Below are 17,438 nucleotides of genomic sequence, written 5' to 3' on the forward strand. Positions count from 1 at the left end.
GCCTAGGCCCCCAGGTCCAGGTCGAGCACCACCGGGGCATGGTCGCTCGGTTTTTCCCACTTGCGCGGCACGCGGTCGATGATGCAGCCCTTCACACGCGGCACCAGCGGCTCGCTCACAAGGATGTGGTCGATGCGCAGGCCGCGGTTCTTCTGGTAGCCCAGCATGCGGTAGTCCCACCACGAGTAGCTCTTCTCGGGCTGCTCGAACATGCGGAAGCTGTCCTTCAGGCCGAGATCGAGCAGCGCCTTGAAGTGGTTGCGTTCTTCGGTCGTGTGGTGGATGGTTTCCTTCAGGCCTACCGGGTCGAAGCTGTCGCGGTCTTCGGGCGTGATGTTGAAGTCGCCCAGCAGCACGAGGTTCGGGTTGGCCGCCAGTTCCTGCCGCAGCGCGTCGCGCAGCGCGTCGAGCCACTTCATCTTGTATTCGAACTTGTCCGTACCTGGCGCCTGGCCGTTGACGAAGTAACCGTTGACCACGCGCAGCGGACCCGACGCTGTCTCCACCGTGGCCGCGATCACGCGCGACTGGTCGTCGCTGAAGCCGGTGATGTTCTTCACCACGTCGCCCACCGGCGCGAGGCTGAGGATGGCAACGCCGTTGTAGGTCTTCTGGCCGAACACCGCGGCCTCGTAGCCGGCCGACTTGAGCACGTCGAGCGGGAATTTGTCGTCCGTCATCTTCAGCTCTTGCAGGCACAGCACGTCGACAGGGTTGGCGATGAGCCAGTCGAGCACGTGCTGCAGGCGCGCGGTGAGGGAGTTGACGTTCCAGGTGGCTATTTTCATGTGGGAAAAAAGTCTTTTCAGATCAATAACTTATGGCGTTGATCTTGAGAATTCGAGGGCTGACTACCCGGCTGGCTACCCGCAATTCAAGGCGTTGCCGAAGCGCAGGACCCTGCCATCCTACCCACCATCGGCCGGCTCGCGCGCCTTGAGAAATTCGGAAACACTCTCTGCGGTGACGCGGCTGCCGCGTTTCCCAACCTTGACCAGGGTGAGGTGCTTGTCGCGGATCAGCCGGTAGACCGTCGAGCGCGACACGTCGAGCATCTGCGCGACGCGGTTGACGTCGAAGGCGCAGAGCCTGTTGCGCTTCGAGTTCGTCCTCCGCGCAGATGAGCTCAAGCGCGTGGAGCTCTCCGACCCGCACGCTTTGACGTCCAAAACCGGTCGCGGTCTTATCCAGCGTCAGTTCGACTTCATGACCCGAGCCGACGGAGTCATTCCGGATTGCGCGCTGGCATCGGACTTGTCGCGCGCGTGCCGAGCGAAGCTTCGTGCGCGGGTTCTGGGCGATACGTCTGCGTTCGCTGACTCACCAACGAAGTTCGCCTCGAATCGCCGCCAAGTCTTGGCCGTAGCTGGATCGACATCGCTAGTCCGGCCGATGCCAAGACCCAGCGTTTGGCCGTTCTAACGGTCCGCAACGTGCTGCGCCATGGTGTCGGATTCAAGGCCCATCCGAAGCTGTGGGAGCGCCTCAAGGAGCACGCCGAAGCGCACGGCCAGGCAGCACCTCGCGAATAGAGAGAGCACATCAACCCCGTCGGTGGTCCTGACTGCCACTCGACGGGTTCTAGGCCTCGGTCGAAGCTGCAATTCCCTATGAAAAGGGATCTCCCATTCGCTTGTGCGGAGCAACCGTGCTCAACCGAATCAAATTGCAGAAACCTCGCTTCGAAAGTGGCACGCGTGTTTAAGTGCCAAGCGCGGCATCGCGCAGGTCGACAGCGGCTTTGAAATGCGCTGCTGCCGCGCGATCAATAGTCCCAGATGATCGGTACCCAGCGAAACGCCTCGCCATCGACCGCGACGTGGCCCAGCGAGGGGAACGGCAGGTGGGCGGCAACCAGCAGCCCGCCGGTTTGCGCCAGTTCCCGGAAAAGGCGCATACGGACGCGAGCAGCCTCCTCGGGGTCGTGCTCGAAACCGTTTTGCCATTCGGGGTGGTCGAATCCGACCGGAAACATGGCGTCGCCGGCGAAAGTCAGCCGTTCACCGCCTGACACCAGGTCGACCACGCTGTGCCCAGGAGTGTGGCCGCCGGTGTGGCGAACGATGACACCCGGCGCAACTTCACGCGTGTCCTCGAAGGTCTGCAGCTTGTCGCGGTATTCCTCGTAGAAGCTCTTGGCAGTCGACCGCAGCACCTCGGGCACCGGGTTCGGCATGACGGTGCGAGTGAAGTCGGGCGAGGTCCAGAACTTGACCTCGGCCGCGGAGACATGAATGCGCACGTCCGGGCGCAGGCGCTCCTTGACGCCCGGAACCAGCAGCCCGCCCACGTGGTCCATGTGCATGTGAGTCAGGATCACATCGGTGACGGACTCGAGCGCGATGCCGGCGGCTTCGAGTCGCTGGGGGAACTGACCGGCACGCGGGAAACCCGAGAACTGACCGCCTAGGCCGGCGTCGATGAGGATGGTCTGGTCGCCGCTACGGGCCACCATCACGTTGAGCGGCCAGTCGTACTTGTCGGGTGGCATGAACATGTCGCTGAGCCAATTTGCAAGATCGGCGGGGGCTGCATTGGTGGCCATCGTCGAAGTAGGCAGCGGCAGCACGCCGTCGCTGACCACCAGTGCATCGATTTCGCCGACCTTCAAGGCATAGCGGGACGGCACAAGCTCTTCGAACTTCTTGGTACCCGATTGCTGGGTTTCATCTAGGGAAAACATGGCGGAATCTCCAAAAGAGGTAGCTCGATCACTCGAGCCGAGCCAGCCCGGGGCTGGCAGGAGGTGCCGTTCAACAGTGGGGTTGTCGGGCGCGGATCACGACACGAGGCCGCATGTCGCCAAGAGTAGGCAGGACAGGACCGAGGCGGTAGGCATGCACAAGGGCACACGGTGGTGACTGAAACGCACCAAACATGTCATCCTCAGGTTGCGGATTCTTGCGCCGAACGCGTAGCCAGTCCCAGCGCGTTCGCAACGCCCGCGCCGTAGGCCGCATCCGCTCTGGCGCAGTTGCCGACGTGCCTGCGCTTGATGAACTCCGGTGCATCACCCATGGCCCTTGCGGTGTTCTCGAACAGGACCAGTTGCTGCGAAGGCGTCATCAGACGGAACAGGTCACCGGGCTGCTTGAAGTAGTCGGCGTCGTCTTCGCGAAAGTTCCAGAAGTCGGCATCGCCGCGCAGCCTGAGGGGAGGCTCGCGATAGCCGGGCTGTTCCTGCCACTGGCCGAAGCTGTTGGGCTCGTAGTGGGGCAGGCCGGCGTAGTTGCCGTCGACGCGTATCGCGCCGTCCCGATGATTGCTGTGCACGGGGCATCGCGCGGCGTTCACCGGGATCTGGTGGTGGTTCACGCCCAGCCGGTAGCGCTGCGCGTCGGAATAGGCAAACAGGCGCGCCTGCAGCATCTTGTCAGGGGACACCCCGATGCCCGGGACGAGGTTGTTGGGCGCGAAGGCGCTTTGCTCCACGTCGGCGAAGAAGTTCCCGGGATTGCGGTTGAGCTCCATGACGCCCACCTCCACTAGGGGGTAATCCTTCTTCGGCCAGACCTTGGTGAGGTCGAAGGGGTGGTACGGCACGCTCTCGGCATCGGCCTCGGGCATGACCTGGATGTACAGCGTCCATCGGGGGAAGTCCCCGCGTGCGATCGCATCGAAAAGATCGCGCTGGTGGCTCTCGCGGTCCGCACCCACGAGGCTCGCGGCCTCGGCATCGGTGAGGTTCCTGATGCCCTGCTGCGTCTTGAAGTGGAACTTGACCCAGAAACGCTCGTCGCGCGCGTTGACGAAGCTGTAGGTGTGCGAGCCGAAGCCGTGCATGTGGCGGTAGCTCGCCGGAATGCCGCGGTCGCTCATCACGATGGTGACCTGATGCAGTGCTTCGGGCAGCAGCGTCCAGAAGTCCCAGTTGTTGGTGGCGCTGCGCATGTTCGTGCGCGGGTCGCGCTTCACGGCCTTGTTGAGGTCGGGAAACTTGCGTGGATCGCGCAGAAAGAACACGGGCGTGTTGTTGCCCACCAGGTCCCAGTTGCCTTCCTCGGTATAGAACTTGAGCGCGAAGCCGCGGATGTCGCGTTCGGCATCGGCCGCGCCGCGTTCGCCGGCCACGGTGGTGAAGCGCGCGAACATCTCTGTTTTCTTGCCGACGGCGCCGAAGAGCTTGGCTCGGGTGTACCGGGTGATGTCGTGCGTGACGGTGAAGGTGCCGAATGCGCCCGAGCCTTTGGCATGCATGCGACGCTCGGGAATGACCTCGCGGTTCAGGTTGGCGAGCTTCTCGATGAGCCAGACATCCTGCATGAGCAGCGGGCCGCGCGGTCCGGCCGACAGGCTGTTCTGGTTGTCGGCCACGGGCGCGCCGAAGGCGGTGGTCAGAGGAGTCTTGTTCGACTGCTCGGGTGGGGTTTTCATGGAAAGACTCTTGTCGTTGGTGTTCACTGTCTTTCCACTCTAAGAATCTTCCGCGCATGCCTGCATCTGCCGTTGGGTAGAGGTCGCTGCACACGATGGGAGGGTGCGTCTAAACCTCTGATGAGCTAGGCGGAGGGCACTCGCCCTGCATCTCCAGGACAGTTCGTCCAGTGAATGTTTTCGTCTAACATGAAGGCAGCAGATGAGCCGCTCGAATCCCTCCGTCGCACCGCGAACCACCCATGCAAGAACGCGCCGCTGAGTCGCCCGAACGGACTGATCTGGCGGAGGTTCGCTGGCGTTTCGGCCCCTTCATCCTCAAGGAAAGGCAGCGCCGGCTCGAGCGCTCGGGTGAAGCGGTGCGGCTCGGCCCCCGTGCTTTCGACCTGCTGCTTCAGCTCATCAAGCGGCCCGGCGAATTCATTGGCAAGGATGAGCTGCTCTCGGCGGTCTGGGCGGGCGTGGTGGTCGAGGAGTCCAGCGTGCGCGTTCACATGTCGATGCTTCGAAAGTCGCTGGGGCGGCCGGGCGAAGGGGATGGGTGCGAGGAGTGGATCTCCAACGTGCCCCAGCGGGGCTATCGATTCAACGCCAGGGTGCGTCGCGAGCCTCTCGATGCCGTCGAAGCGCCGCCGCCTTTCCCGGCTCCTTCTTCTTTTGCCAAGCCGCCGGCCCGGTTGACCGAACTGGTCGGTCGTGAAGCCGATGTGCAGAGCATCCTCTCAGCGCTCGAGGCCAACCGATTGGTCACCATCGTCGGCACGGGAGGCATCGGAAAAACCAGCGTCGCGATCCATGCTGCGGAGCGTTATCAGCTGCAGCGCGCTGCGCCGACGGCGTTTGCCGATCTTTCGTCATTGATTTCGCAGGACCACGTGCCAGGCACTCTGGCGCGGTCGGTGGGGGCCGCCGCCGACATGCCCGACACCTTGCAGGCCATCGTCCAGTGCCTCGCCGGACAGAAGGTGCTCTTGCTGATCGACAACTGCGAGCACGTCATCGACGTGCTCGCGCCACTGATCAACGAGCTGCTGATCGCCTTGCCAGAACTGCGCATCCTGGCGACCAGCCGCGAGTCGATCCGCGTGACGGCCGAGTACGTCGTGCGACTGCCGCCGCTGGCGGTTCCTGATGCGGAAGCCGTGCCTCTCGCCAAGGCCTTGAAGTGGGCGTCGGTCCGGCTGCTGGTCGAGCGCGCCAAGGCCGCGGGCGCAGGCATGTTCAATGAAGCGCATGCCCCTCTGCTGGCCCGGATCTCGCGGCAGGTCGATGGCATCCCGCTGGCCATCGAACTGGTGGCTGCCCGCCTTGGAGTGCAGTCGGTCGGCGATCTGGCGCGCACGCTGGACGATCACATGCGGCTGTATGCCATCGCCAATCGGGCCGTCTCGGCGCGCCACCGCACGCTGGCCGCCGCGCTCGACTGGAGCATCGCGCTGCTTGACGAGACGGAACTGCGGTTCTTCCGCCGGCTGTCGGTGTTCCGGGGGCGCTTCGACGTGGCCGCCGCACTCGGCGTCAATGCCGACATGGATGGCGATGTCGCGTTCGACGCGCTGATCTCGCTGACCAACAAGTCGCTGATCTTCTTCGACACCAGCGACAGCGTCTCGCCCTATCGCCTGCTGGACACCACGCGCAGCTACGCGAGCGCACTGCTCGAGGGCAGCGACGAGCACGCGGCCATGCTTCGGCGTCATGCGTCGTACATGCTCGACGTGATGAAGACCGCCACGGCGGAACTGGCGCAACTGGCCGAGCAGGCCTGGGGCGAGCGCTACGCGTACAGCCTCGACGACGTTCGCTTCGCGTTGGAGGTCTGCCTGGTGCGGCAGCCCGACGCCGGCTTGGGCGCGGCGCTGGTCATCGCGTCGATGCCCCTGTGGTTCCACCTCTCGCAGGTGGCCGAATACCGCGACAGGGTCGCTGCGGCGCTCACGCTGGTGGAGCAGCAACCCGAGCCCGATCTGGAGAGTGCTACCTGGTTGAGAACCGCCTTGATCACGGCACTGCTGAACACCCGGGGCTCGAACGACGACCTGAATGCCGTCTGTGATCAGGCGCTGGCGGGTGCGCTGGCGCTCAAGATGCCGGTGCTGGAGCTGCGCGCACGCTGGGGCCGCTGCACGCACGACATGTTTCGCGGGGAGTACGCCGCGGCTCTGCGGCACTCGCAGCCTGTTCTCGCGCTTGCCCAGTCGGGGGAGGATCCGGCGGCGCTCATCCTTTCCCACCGCGTGAGCGCGATGGCCAATCATTTCTGCGGCAGGTTCGATGTGTCCCGACAGCACAGCGAGGCGTCGATCGCCATCTCCGCCGGCGCCGGGCGCACGCATGCCAACATGCTCGGACCGGATGCGAGCGTGGCGGCGATGGCGGTGCTGTGCCGCACATTGTGGGTGCGAGGCGATACGGCCAACGCGCTCGAGGTTGCCCAAGCCGCCGTTTCCAGGGCCGAGTCGCTGGCCAATTCCCTCTCGGTGTGCTCCGCGCTGTACGGCGCCTGTCCTGTCGCGCTTTGGTCTGGCGAGACGGAGCTGGCTCGCCGCTGGGTCGCATTGATGATGGAGGAGGCGCAGCGCCGCGGGTTGCTGGGCTGGCTCCGGTACGCCGAATGGTTCCAGCAGGGACTGCAACTCGCGACGGCCGGCGATCGGCATCCGCTCGTGCAGGAAGTGTCTGCACGGTTCGCCACCTATGACGCACCGCGCAGGGAAATGCTCGTGACGTTCTGCCCCGATTGGTTCGACGACCAGTTGATCGAGCGGCTCGCGCAAGGCGAAGGACTGTGGTGCGCCGCGGAGGTCTGGCGCGCCGCGGGCTGGCGCAGCGAGCGCCGTGGCATGACGGACGAAGCCGAGGGCTTCTACCTGCGCGCCATCGAGACGGCCAGGCAGCAGGGCGCGAAGGGCTGGGAATTGCGCGCCGCGCGCAGCCTGGCCAGCATGCGGGCCGGCCTGAACCCCGAGCAGCAGGCAGAGCGAGGGCGCGACGGTACGGACGGTCGCCCTATGCCCATGCCCGAAAGCCCGAGTCGGCCAGGCGACGCGCCAGATAGGCCGCAGCCTGGTCGTGGTCGTAGAAGCGGCCGTTCCGGGTGAACCCGGACTGCACCGACGTCTTCAACGACAGCGCCTTGCCGGTGACCGACCGCGCGACGACCACCTCGTCGGGCAGGCCGTCGATCGTGTGGACCGGCGCGAGCCGCCCATCGGCAAAGCGCGCGGCGTAGACACGACCCGTTTCCGTGTTGCGGAAGGCCGGCCGGAATCCGAACGAACGATGTTCGGAGACGACACCGCCGCCGTCCTGGCGGGCTTCCTGCTCGAGGATCGATGGATGCATGTGCTCACCCCGTGATCGATGTTGCGGAATGTCGTGACACGTGGGAGTCGATGCTAGGCAGGCGATGCATGGTGCGGAAGGCTGCTCTGCCGCATCGCGGTGTTTCCAGCCAGGCAACTGTGAGGGCGCGAGCACCCTGGTGAGCGCGAACCTGCCCGCGTGCCATTGATGCTGGCTGCGCAACCCGCTGGTTCCCGAAACCGGCCTACCGGTCGACGCCCCGGCTCCATAGCATGAGCGCCCAGCAGTACCGCAGGTCAGAGCCGAAAGTTGGCGATGGCTGCCTGCATTGCGCGCACTCGGCCGCGTCCTCCTTCAAGAAAGAATCTCATGCCCATCGATGACCGAGAGCCGCCCGCGCGGCGTCTTTTCCTGCGCCGGCTCGGCGGCGCGTCCGGCGCGGCGCTTGCGGCGCCCATGCTGCTTGGCGGCGCCGGCACTCCACCTGCTCCGGCGCAAGACGCCGCAGCCCGCGACGCTGAAAAGTCCCGCGAGTCAGACTACCTGTCGCTAGGGCCCCGGGAGGCATCCTGTGTCGAGGCCCTGGTCAACATGATGTGTCCAGCCGACTCGCTCACGCCGAACGGCGTCGATTGCGGCCTGCACATCTACATCGACCGACAGTTGGCCGGTGCCTGGGGGCGCGGCGACCGGCTCTACCGGCAAGGCCCGTGGCGACCCGGCAAGCCGCAGCACGGCTCGCAGTCGCCATTGACGCCGGAGGAGCAGTTCAAGGCCGGCGTCGCCGCATTGAATCGGGAGATCCGTCGGCGCATGGGCAAGGCCATCGAACAACTCACCCCCGCCGAGCTCGACGTGCTGCTCCAGGACGTCGCGGCCGGCCGATGGGACGACGAACGTTTCGCGCTCGGCGAGTGGTTCGACAACTGCTTCTATCCGCTGTTCGTGCAGGCCTGTTTCGCGGACCCGCTCTACGGCGGCAACCGCGACAAGGTTTTCTGGCGCGCAGTCGGCTACCCGGGGCTGCCGGCCTTGCACGCACGCAATGTCGTGGAGTACCGCGGCCGGCCCTATCCAGGCGCAGCGGCGCCGCAGTCGATCGAGGACTTCAGCTGAAGGCGGATGCCATGACACTCAAGAAACTACCCAGGCGCACCGTCGTTTTCGTCGGCGGCGGCCTCACCGCGGGCCTTGCCGCGCGGCAACTGATGAACACCGGCATCGACGTGCTCGTGCTAGAACGCGGCGGCGATCTCGCCGGCAGTGCCGCCGCGACCTTGCCCAACCAGCGCGACGAGTTGCGCTGGGGCGTGCGCAACGGCCTGGTGCAGAACTGGGCCACCGAGACTTACACGCTGCGCCACGCAGTCTCCGAGCAGGCGCTGCCCATCCGACGCATGGAGGCGTTCCTGCCTGGGGACGGCATGGGTGGCGCGGCCAACCACTGGAACGGGCAGACCTGGCGCTGGGCGGAATACGACCCCGCGCTGCGCACCCACCTCGAGAGCCGTTATGGCAAGGCGGCCATACCCCGCGAGATGACGGTCCAGGACTGGGGCGTCAGCTACGCGGAGATGGAGCCCTATCACGACCTCTTCGAGCGCCTCTTCGGCATCGCGGGGCAGGCGGGCAACATCGGCGGACGGCTCATCGATGGTGGCAATCCATTCGAAGCACCGCGACAGCGGGATTTTCCCCAGCCACCGCTGGAGATCCTGGAATCGGGCCGGATCTTCCAGGCCGCCGCGCAGAGCCTGGGGTACAAGCCGTTCCCGCTGCCGGCAGCCAATTCGCCGCGCGCCTACACCAATCCGGATGGAGTGAACCTGGCGCCGTGCCAGTACTGCGGGCATTGCGAGCGCTTCTTCTGCGAGGCCAATGCCAAGGCCAGCCCCGCGGTGTTGCTCTATCCAATGCTGCAGAAGCACCGCGACTTCGAGATTCGGCTGCACGCACATGTGACCGGCATCGACTACGACCGCACGGCCAGGCGTGTGACCGGCGTGCGGTTCATCGACCTTGAGACTGCGCAGGAGTATGAACAGCCGGCCGACGTCGTCGTGCTCTCCGGCTTCACGATGACGAACACCAGGCTGCTCCTCGCGAGCGGCATCGGCAAGCCCTACGACCCGAAGACCGGCAAGGGCGCGGTGGGCAAGAACTTCTGCTACCAGGTGATGTCGTCCGTACCCGTTTTCTTCAAGGACCGCTGGATCAACCCCTTCATGGCCACGGGCGCTTCGCAGATGGTGGTGGACGAGTTCAATGGCGACAACTTCGACCACACCGGCCTGGGCTTCTTCGGTGGCGGCTACATCTACGCGAACGTGACCAATGGCCGCCCGATCAATTCGCGTCTTCTGCCGGCCGGAACGCCGCGCTGGGGCACCGCCTGGAAGCAGGCCAACGCGGACTGGTACGCGCACGCCTTCAACGTGGCCGTGCACGGAAGCAACTACCCGCACCGCGAGAACTACCTCGACCTCGATCCGGTCTACCGCGACGCCTACGGCCAGCCCTTGCTGCGAATGACCTTCAATTTCCACGACAACGACCACCGGATGAGCGAGTACGTGACAGGCAAGGCCGCGGGCATCGCGCGCGCCATGGGCGCCACCATCGTCGGCGCGCCCCAACCACGGCGCGGCGACTTCGACGCGAGGCAGTACCAGACCACGCACACCACCGGTGGGACCATCATGGGCGTCGATCCCGCAACGAGCGTGGTGTCTCCCCGGCTGCAGCACTGGGATGCGCAGAATCTCTTCGTGGTCGGCGCTTCGGTCTACGCGCACAACGCCGGCTACAACCCCACAGGGCCGCTCGCGGCGCTGGCGCTGCGCTTGGGCGACGACCTCGTGCGCTATGCCCGCCAGCCGCGGATGTTGTGAGCGGCGGCCGCGTGGCTCAGGCCCCGATATGCCTGGCCCGGCCTACCGAGAGACCCAGCGCGCACATCGCGATGCAAAGCACCGTACAGACCACGAGCGGCGTGGCCCAGCTCCCCGACGACTCGTGAAGGAAACCGATGAATGTCGGACCGACGGCCGCGAGCAGGTAGCCGATGCATTGCGACATGCCCGAGAGCGACGCCGCAGTCTTCTGGTTGGCTGCACGCAGCCCTACGAAGGCAAGGCTCAGGATCAGCGCGGCGCCCATTCCCATGCCGAACGCGAAGACCCAGAGGGGTGCCAGTGAAGGCATCGCGAGCAGGCCGACCAGGCCTAGTGCGCTCAGCGCCGGAGAGGCGAAGGAGATCCAGCGCTGGTCGGGCATGCGTTGCAGCAGCGGCATCAGCAGCAGCGCGGGAATGGCGCCCGCCAGCTGCATCCATCCGTGCAGCGCGCCTGCACGTGCTCTCGAATCTCCGACCTCCTGAAGGATCGACGGCAGCCACGCGATGGCGGCGAAATGGATGAAGCAGGTCAGCCCGAGGTAGGCGGCGACCTGCCAGGCCAGCGGAGCCTTCCATACCGACGCAGCCGGTGCCTCCGTCGCGAGGCCGGGCGCCGAGGTCTTGCGAAGACGCAGTTGTGGAAGCCACAAGATGGCGGCGGCCAGCGGAAGCACAGCGACGCTGCCCAGCGAGGCCGGCCATCCGGCACCGAGCGCCTGGTCCAGCGGGACGGCGACGCCGGACGCCAGGCCGGCGGCGGTGATCATCGCCAGCGCATAGCAGGCCGTGAGCCTGGCCACGTGCGTGGGAAAGTCGCGCTTCAGCAGGCTGGGCAGCAGCACGTTGGCGACGGCGATGGCGCTGCCGATGACGCAGGTGCCAGCGTACAGCGCAGACGTGGTGCCCGCCGACCGCACGGCGATGCCGGCGATCAGCAGGACAAGGGCCGCGAACAGCACGCGCTCCAGGCCGAAGCGATGCGCAACGCCGGCCGCGAAGGGCGAGACCACGGCGAACGCGAACAACGGCAGCGTGGTCAGCAGGCCGGCCGCGGAGGCGCTGAGCGCGAAGCTCGCGCGGACAGGTTCGAGCAGCGGGCCCAGCGCGGTGATCGGTGCGCGCAGGCTCGCGGCGGTGCACAGGATGCCGATGAGCAGCAGCGCAGAATGTTGCGAGGAGTGCACCTGTGATGTCGAGGAATGCATGGTGTTGGAAGTGATGCTGTGTTGCTTTTGAATCTAGCGACGGCGCCCTTTTCGAGATGACGGCCGACCGACAGAAAATTCGCGAATCCGGTCAAAATGAAAAACGTGAGTCCCCACCGAACAGGCCCCTGGAACTTCGAGTTCGACAAGATGGATGCCGACGTGGCGGCTTGGCGGATCCGTACCCATGGACGCGCCGAAGCGCTCGCGACGCACACGCATGCGCAGGGGCAGCTGGTGATGGTGCTGCGTGGCGCTATGACCTGCGAGGTGCCTGGCGCGCTGTGGATGGCGCCCGTCCACGGCGGGCTCTGGATTCCAGGCAACGTGCCACATGGAAACCGCGTGACGACCGATGCGGATGTGTGCTTTCTGTTCGTGGCGAGTGATGCCGCAGACATGCCGAGGGACTGCTGCGCAGTGGGCATCTCGCCCCTGCTGCGAGAACTCATCCTCCATCTGGCCACGCGGCCCGGGGGCGATGTGCCTGGCGGCGAGATCGGGCGCCTGCATGCCGTGGTGCTCGACCAGCTCGTGCGCATGCCCGCGGAGCCGATGCACTTGCCGGTGTCCGACGAGCCGCGCCTGCGCAGGCTCGTCACGGGGTTGATGGCCGACCCCGCCGACCGCGCCACCGCCACGCAGTGGGCATCGCGCCTTGCGATGAGCGAGCGCACCTTCGCACGGCTGGTCCGGCACGAGACGGGCATGTCCTTCGGCCGATGGCGCCAGCGGCTGCAGCTGATCGTGGCGTTGCAGTGGCTGTCTTCGGGGCAGTCGGTGCAGCAGGTGGCCGTCGACCTGGGCTACGACTCGGTGGGTGCGTTCATCGCGATGTTCAAGAAGGCGATGGGCAAGCCGCCGGCGCGCTACCTCGCCGAACAGCGCCTTGCGCACGGCCGGTGAGCTTGCCCCACTGCTTACTTCACCGGAATGAAGAAGTCGACGCCCTTGTCCTTGATCAGTGTCACAGTGAATCGGGCCGGCTGCGTGCTGCTCGCGTTGCGCCCGACGGTGTGGATGTCGTTCGGCCCCTCGTAGAAGGTCTGGCCCTTGGTGAGAGTGACTTCCTTGCCGCCCTTGACGCCCATGACGATCGATCCCTCTAGCACGTACACGAACGCGTGCGCATCGTGCTTGTGGACGGGATCGACCGCGCCCGGGGGGTACTCGACGCTGATCATCAGCACTTCCTTGCCGGGAATGTTGGGCAGGTCGTGTGTCAGCAGCGGCGTCACGATGGCCGCAGGCGCGGCCATTGCGTGCTGTGCGAGCAAGACGCTGCACGCCAGCAGGATTCGGCTTCCGGTTTTCCTGATCAAAGACATTGGTTCTTCCTTTCTATGGCCCGTCATGTCGGGCCGGGTTGCAAACGATCGACGCGAAGCGTCGATCTTCCTGAAGGCTCACTTTGCCGGGTGAGCGCCGGGAGGCCATGCCCTCGACGGGGCAGGCCGGTCTATCCCTTTGAGGTAGTGCGACGCGCTAGAAGCGCCGTGCGTAGCGGACTTGGATGAAGTTCTCTCCAGGGTTCGGATGCTTGATGCCGGCGTTCGAGAAGTGCTCCAGCCGCAACGAGATTTCGTGCTGGCCGCGCTCGCCGAAGCTGCGGCCCACTGCCAGGTGCGTTCCGAAGTTGAAGCTGGTCGAGAAACTTTTCTGCCTCGTTCGATAGACGGATGAGGTCGCCGTCAAGCCGACACCCGCCTCGACGAACCACGGGGAGGCACCGTCGTCTGGCCGGTAGCGCAGCGCGGGCACCAGCGCGAACTGCGACAGCTGCGAGAGCCCGGCCCGGTCCCGCGATTGGACGTTCCAGTACGAGTACGAGGCTTCGAGATAGCTGCTCACTTCTCCGGTGCCGAGTTGCCACCGATAAGGCATGTCCCAGGTAAGCCCTGCCGTCAGGGCGCGGGTGCTGTGCGCAGAGCCGAATTGCGTGAAGAAAGAAGAGGGTTGGAGCAATGAGGTTTCGGCGCTAGCCGCCGGTGGGAGGCATGCACCGAGGCCGAGCAGGGCCGCTGCCGCGGCATGGTGCTTGAGACGGAGCTGAGACCCCCGGAGGGCCACACGGAGAGTTGGATCGAACATTTGTATTTGTGCTACGGCGGTATCGAACGGCACGCATCACCGTGTCGTCGAAGGCATCAGAGATTCAGAGATTCAGAGATTCAGAGAGTCAGAGAGTCAGAGAGTCAGAGAGTCAGAGAGTCAGAGAGTCAGAGAGTCAGAGAGTCAGAGAGTCAGAGAGTCAGAGAGTCAGAGAGTCAGGGCAGGCGCATGGCGTGCCTGTGCGTACCGGTCGATGAGGGCTCGGGAGCCACGGTGAACGCCAGCGCGGCGTCGGCCGCTGCGGTTGCTGGCGCGTCGGCGGGCGTCTCGAAGCGCCCGTTCAGGCGATTGCCGGCCGAATCCTCAAGGGTGCCGCGCGCGACGAGCCTGTACTCGCCCACGCGCCAAGGCGTGTGCGGAGTGAATGTCCAGATGCTCTCGCCGTCTTTCAACAGCGCGCGGCCGTTCACGCGTCGGCCGCGCCAGTCAGCGACCGCGAGGTAATCGGTGTCCCGGCCGTCGATGGGGCCGTCCAAGATCACGACGAGCGGCTGCCTCGACGCGGCGCGAACCGGCGACAGGCGCCACGCCGAAGCCACGGGACCGTTCGTGTCCGCGGGGCCGACGCGCCAGTGCTGGATGGGGCGGCCATCGAGCGTCAATGTCACTTCGTCGCCGTCAACCAGGATCGGTCCCAGGGCCTCGCGCGCGTTCAGCCCGGTCTTGACGCGCCCTGGATGCAGCAGCACCGTCAGAATCCGGCCGCTGGGGGACCAGAGTTCCTGCTCGAGAAAGGGTTGCGCAAGGGGCTTCCCATCAGGACGCAGCAGCGCGATCCTTGGGAGCACCGGGCCTTCGATCCGTGTGGAAAACTCGATGGAAAGACGCAGCAGATTGGCCGGCACCTGGCTCGCGGACGGCTGCACGCGCACCACCTGCGCGGCCGCCGGAGATGGTGCGGCTGCAGCTGGTGGCGCGAGGGAAGCGGCGTGCGAGACGTGCAGTGCCGCGGCGAGCGCCATGGCGCCGCACGATCGACGAAGAGGCACCGCTTACTCCGATGCCTTGATCAGGTCCGGGAAGCCTTCGTCCTTCAGCAGCATGTCCTGCCGAGGCTTGATGTTCTGCAACTGGAAGTCGTTGCCCTTGAAGCTGTACTCCGCGAAGGCGTATTCCGAGACGTGGTCGGTCAGCCGGAAGCTCAGCTCCTTGCCGATGGAGACGAGTTGCAGCGCGTCCTTCTCGAGCCGACGGCGTACCACGGCGAACGATTTCTCGTCGAGGTTGTCCAGCCGCAGCGTGCCGGCCAGGGGCGCCTGCATCACCTCGACGCCCGCGAGCTGCCCGAAGGGCACCTGCTTTTCGATGCCGGGCCGCGAACCCGTCGCCTCCAGCTGCGACACGGGGATGATGTTCGACACACGGTCGAAGTTCGCCAGCAGCAGGAAGTCCTCGGTCTTGCCCTGTTCGGTGCGCGAGTAGGAAATCATGTCGGCCGGCGTGTTGCCATAGCCGAGCTCGGCGACGGTCTTGCCACGGATGTGCGCGCCGTCCTTGAGATCGTCGAGCGGGATCGTCACCAGCGGGGTGCAGGTGTAGGCGGCGACCAGGTACGGCTTGCCGCCCCAGCTCGCGAAGCTCATCGCGCGAATGGGGGCGCGCGTCTCGATCAGGTTGTGGCCCGCGTGGTAGATCTCCACCGAGGTGATCGACTGCTTCGAATCGAACGGGTATCTGATCCGGCGCAGCGTCGAGGCGAAGTCTTGGTTCGAAAGGCCGGCCACGAAGAGCTCGCCGTCGCGCCACTTCATGTCGGTGACGGTGAAGCTGCGCTCCGGCGTTTCCCTCCAGAAGCTGTAGTCCGTGGTGGGGGCATCGCGCAGGGCGACGGAGGTCGAGGCCGCTGCCTTCAGGTCGATGCGGTGCGCCTTCTTGTCGCTGGTGACCATGATGAGCGCCGGCGTCTTCGCGCTGCCGTAGCTTACGGCGACGTACACCTGCGCGGTGCCGGGCCGCACGACCATGTCCTCCACCGTGACCTTGGCGCCGCCGACCTGGGCGGAGAGCAGCGACTCGAGGTCGAGGATGTTGAATGCGGAGCCCGCGGGCTGCTGCTGCGCCGCTGGCAACGAGATCGCGTGGACGCGGGCGGCTTTCCAGTCGGCGATGAACAGGGTGTTGCCGGGACCCGCGGCAAGGCGGGAGATGGACTTTACGTCCGCCGCTGCGGCGCCGAGGGCCGTGCAAAGGCCGCAGACGAGGACGGCGGTGATGGTGCTGAGACGCATGGAGGGCTCCAGGAAGAGGGATGGACCCCATCGATGCTAGGAACGCCCGCGTCTCGGCGGTAGGCATCGGCAAGGGACCATGGCGTTGTCCGCAAGGCACCAATGCCGCCGTCGACTCACCACAGACTCTGGAGCAGTTCGTCGAGCTTGACGCTCGCGTTGTCGCCGAGATCGGCCACTTCGTTGGGATAGTTTTTCTTCAGCAGCCGGGCGACCTCGGGAAGCTTGGCCGGATCGAGGTCGAACGCGCTGATGCGGTTGGGCAGGCCGAGCAACTTCACCACCTGCGAGATCTGGTCGGCCAGATGGGCAGCCACATCTGCATTCTGCGAAGTACTGGAGGGCGTCGCGGCGAAGACGCCGAGCTTGTCTCCGTAGGAATCCGCGCACGCACGGATCACTGGCGCCAGCGTGATGCAGGAGGTCACGCTGTGCGGCAGGCCGAAGGTGCCGCCCAGGATGTGGCCGATGCGGTGGCTGAGGCCGTAGATGACCGAGGCCGGCGAGAAGTAGCACTGCCATGCCGCGAGCTGCAACTGCAGCAGATCGTCGGCCGTCACCAGCCCTTGCTCGAGCGCCGCGCGTGTTTCCACGGCCTGTGGCCATTTGTGCAGGACGCGGAGAAACCGCGCCAGCCCGCTGGCCGCCATGATCGCGTGGGGATGCTCCTTCGTGACCTTGCGCATGCCCTCCACCGCATGGTCCATGCCCTTGACGGCCGATGCGAGCAGCAGCGCGCGCGGGGTGTCGGACACGAGCACCGGATCGATCACGACCACCTTGGGTACCGTCTCGCGCACCGCATAGCTGCGCTTGAATTTCTGCGGGCCGTCCGTCTCGGTGATGCCGAAGTAGTGCGAGAACTCGGAGCCCGACAGCGTGGTGGGCAGGGCGGCGATGGGCAAGTAATGCCCGGTCTTCTCGTGGTGCAGATGCGATACCGCCTTGGCCGCGTCGAGCACCGATCCGCCGCCGAGTGCGACGATCGATGCGGCGCCTGCTTGCAGGCAGGCGTAGAGGCCTTCCTGCACCGCCACGTCGGGCACGTGGGCGGGCAGTTCCGTGAAGCTGCCCGCCTGCTCCTTCAGGTTGGGTTGGACACAGCTGCGGTAGAGGCCTTCCAGGGGCGCCACCGTGAACGTGATGGGTCGATGGATGCCATGGTCGCCGAGCCGTGCGACGACGCTCTGCAGGATGTGTTGGCCCCAGTAGATGCCTTCTTGCGGCAAGCAGTTCAAGTGATTCATGTCGGTCGCGCGTTGTATGTCGGACCGACAAGATAGGCCGGCCACCTCCAGGTCACAAGCCGCTGTTTGC

15 protein-coding genes are annotated in these 17,438 nt (G+C 65.7%); 4 read left to right on the forward strand and 11 right to left on the reverse strand.

What is annotated here, in order from left to right; all coding sequences use genetic code 11:
• Positions 1 to 2: 2 nt before the first annotated feature.
• The 4 genes from xth to ABL844_RS09410 all read right to left on the reverse strand — a co-directional run bounded on the left by xth (position 3) and on the right by ABL844_RS09410 (position 4,374).
• Entirely contained in the window at positions 3 to 788 is a 786-nt protein-coding gene (gene xth / locus ABL844_RS09395; protein WP_184635879.1) for an exodeoxyribonuclease III, read from the reverse strand.
• Between the two features lie 120 nt (positions 789 to 908).
• On the reverse strand, positions 909 to 1,130 hold the full coding sequence (locus ABL844_RS09400) for a helix-turn-helix domain-containing protein (RefSeq protein WP_418131075.1): 222 nt from the start codon (positions 1,128 to 1,130) through the stop codon (positions 909 to 911).
• A 635-nt stretch (positions 1,131 to 1,765) separates the two neighbouring features.
• Positions 1,766 to 2,683 carry an MBL fold metallo-hydrolase gene (locus ABL844_RS09405; RefSeq protein ID WP_418131076.1) on the reverse strand — a complete coding sequence of 306 codons (918 nt, stop codon included), beginning with the start codon at positions 2,681 to 2,683 and terminating at the stop codon, positions 1,766 to 1,768.
• A 203-nt stretch (positions 2,684 to 2,886) separates the two neighbouring features.
• Positions 2,887 to 4,374, reverse strand: a complete 1,488-nt coding sequence (locus ABL844_RS09410; protein WP_418131077.1) for a catalase — start codon at positions 4,372 to 4,374, stop codon at positions 2,887 to 2,889.
• A 242-nt stretch (positions 4,375 to 4,616) separates the two neighbouring features.
• Here ABL844_RS09410 and ABL844_RS09415 point away from each other — a divergent pair, with 242 nt between their 5' ends.
• A complete protein-coding gene (locus tag ABL844_RS09415; RefSeq protein ID WP_418131078.1) occupies positions 4,617 to 7,475 on the forward strand; it encodes an ATP-binding protein in 2,859 nt (952 codons plus the stop codon).
• Here the strand turns inward: ABL844_RS09415 and ABL844_RS09420 are convergent.
• The gene (locus ABL844_RS09420; RefSeq protein ID WP_369658997.1) at positions 7,384 to 7,719 is read right to left on the reverse strand and encodes a hypothetical protein; all 336 of its coding nucleotides are present in this window, start codon (positions 7,717 to 7,719) and stop codon (positions 7,384 to 7,386) included. The genes ABL844_RS09415 and ABL844_RS09420 overlap by 92 nt on opposite strands.
• A gap of 330 nt (positions 7,720 to 8,049) precedes the next feature.
• On the opposite strand from ABL844_RS09420, the gene ABL844_RS09425 reads away from it, so the two are divergent.
• Together ABL844_RS09425 and ABL844_RS09430 are read left to right on the forward strand one after the other, a co-directional pair.
• Positions 8,050 to 8,796, forward strand: coding sequence for a gluconate 2-dehydrogenase subunit 3 family protein (locus ABL844_RS09425; protein WP_418131079.1), 747 nt, complete (start codon positions 8,050 to 8,052; stop codon positions 8,794 to 8,796).
• 11 nt (positions 8,797 to 8,807) lie between these two features.
• The gene (locus tag ABL844_RS09430; RefSeq protein ID WP_418131080.1) at positions 8,808 to 10,571 is read left to right on the forward strand and encodes a GMC family oxidoreductase; all 1,764 of its coding nucleotides are present in this window, start codon (positions 8,808 to 8,810) and stop codon (positions 10,569 to 10,571) included.
• A 16-nt stretch (positions 10,572 to 10,587) separates the two neighbouring features.
• On the opposite strand, the gene ABL844_RS09435 is transcribed toward ABL844_RS09430, so the two are convergent.
• Positions 10,588 to 11,781: an MFS transporter gene (locus ABL844_RS09435; RefSeq protein ID WP_418131081.1), complete on the reverse strand. Its 1,194-nt coding sequence runs from the start codon at positions 11,779 to 11,781 to the stop codon at positions 10,588 to 10,590.
• A gap of 96 nt (positions 11,782 to 11,877) precedes the next feature.
• On the opposite strand from ABL844_RS09435, the gene ABL844_RS09440 reads away from it, so the two are divergent.
• On the forward strand, positions 11,878 to 12,687 hold the full coding sequence (locus tag ABL844_RS09440; RefSeq protein ID WP_418131082.1) for an AraC family transcriptional regulator: 810 nt from the start codon (positions 11,878 to 11,880) through the stop codon (positions 12,685 to 12,687).
• A gap of 14 nt (positions 12,688 to 12,701) precedes the next feature.
• Here the strand turns inward: ABL844_RS09440 and ABL844_RS09445 are convergent, their stop codons facing one another.
• From ABL844_RS09445 to ABL844_RS09465, 5 genes are all read right to left on the reverse strand, one after another.
• The gene (locus ABL844_RS09445) at positions 12,702 to 13,109 is read right to left on the reverse strand and encodes a cupin domain-containing protein (RefSeq protein WP_093058929.1); all 408 of its coding nucleotides are present in this window, start codon (positions 13,107 to 13,109) and stop codon (positions 12,702 to 12,704) included.
• A gap of 157 nt (positions 13,110 to 13,266) precedes the next feature.
• A complete protein-coding gene (locus tag ABL844_RS09450) occupies positions 13,267 to 13,632 on the reverse strand; it encodes an acyloxyacyl hydrolase (protein WP_418120816.1) in 366 nt (121 codons plus the stop codon).
• A gap of 416 nt (positions 13,633 to 14,048) precedes the next feature.
• Positions 14,049 to 14,855, reverse strand: a complete 807-nt coding sequence (locus ABL844_RS09455) for a hypothetical protein (protein ID WP_418131083.1) — start codon at positions 14,853 to 14,855, stop codon at positions 14,049 to 14,051.
• Between the two features lie 30 nt (positions 14,856 to 14,885).
• Positions 14,886 to 16,121, reverse strand: a complete 1,236-nt coding sequence (locus tag ABL844_RS09460) for a hypothetical protein (protein WP_418131084.1) — start codon at positions 16,119 to 16,121, stop codon at positions 14,886 to 14,888.
• A gap of 116 nt (positions 16,122 to 16,237) precedes the next feature.
• Positions 16,238 to 17,368, reverse strand: a complete 1,131-nt coding sequence (locus tag ABL844_RS09465) for an iron-containing alcohol dehydrogenase (RefSeq protein ID WP_418131085.1) — start codon at positions 17,366 to 17,368, stop codon at positions 16,238 to 16,240.
• Positions 17,369 to 17,438: the final 70 nt, after the last annotated feature.

Source organism: Variovorax sp. 278MFTsu5.1, from assembly GCF_048305045.1.
GTDB classification, from domain to species: Bacteria; Pseudomonadota; Gammaproteobacteria; order Burkholderiales; family Burkholderiaceae_C; genus Variovorax; species Variovorax guangxiensis.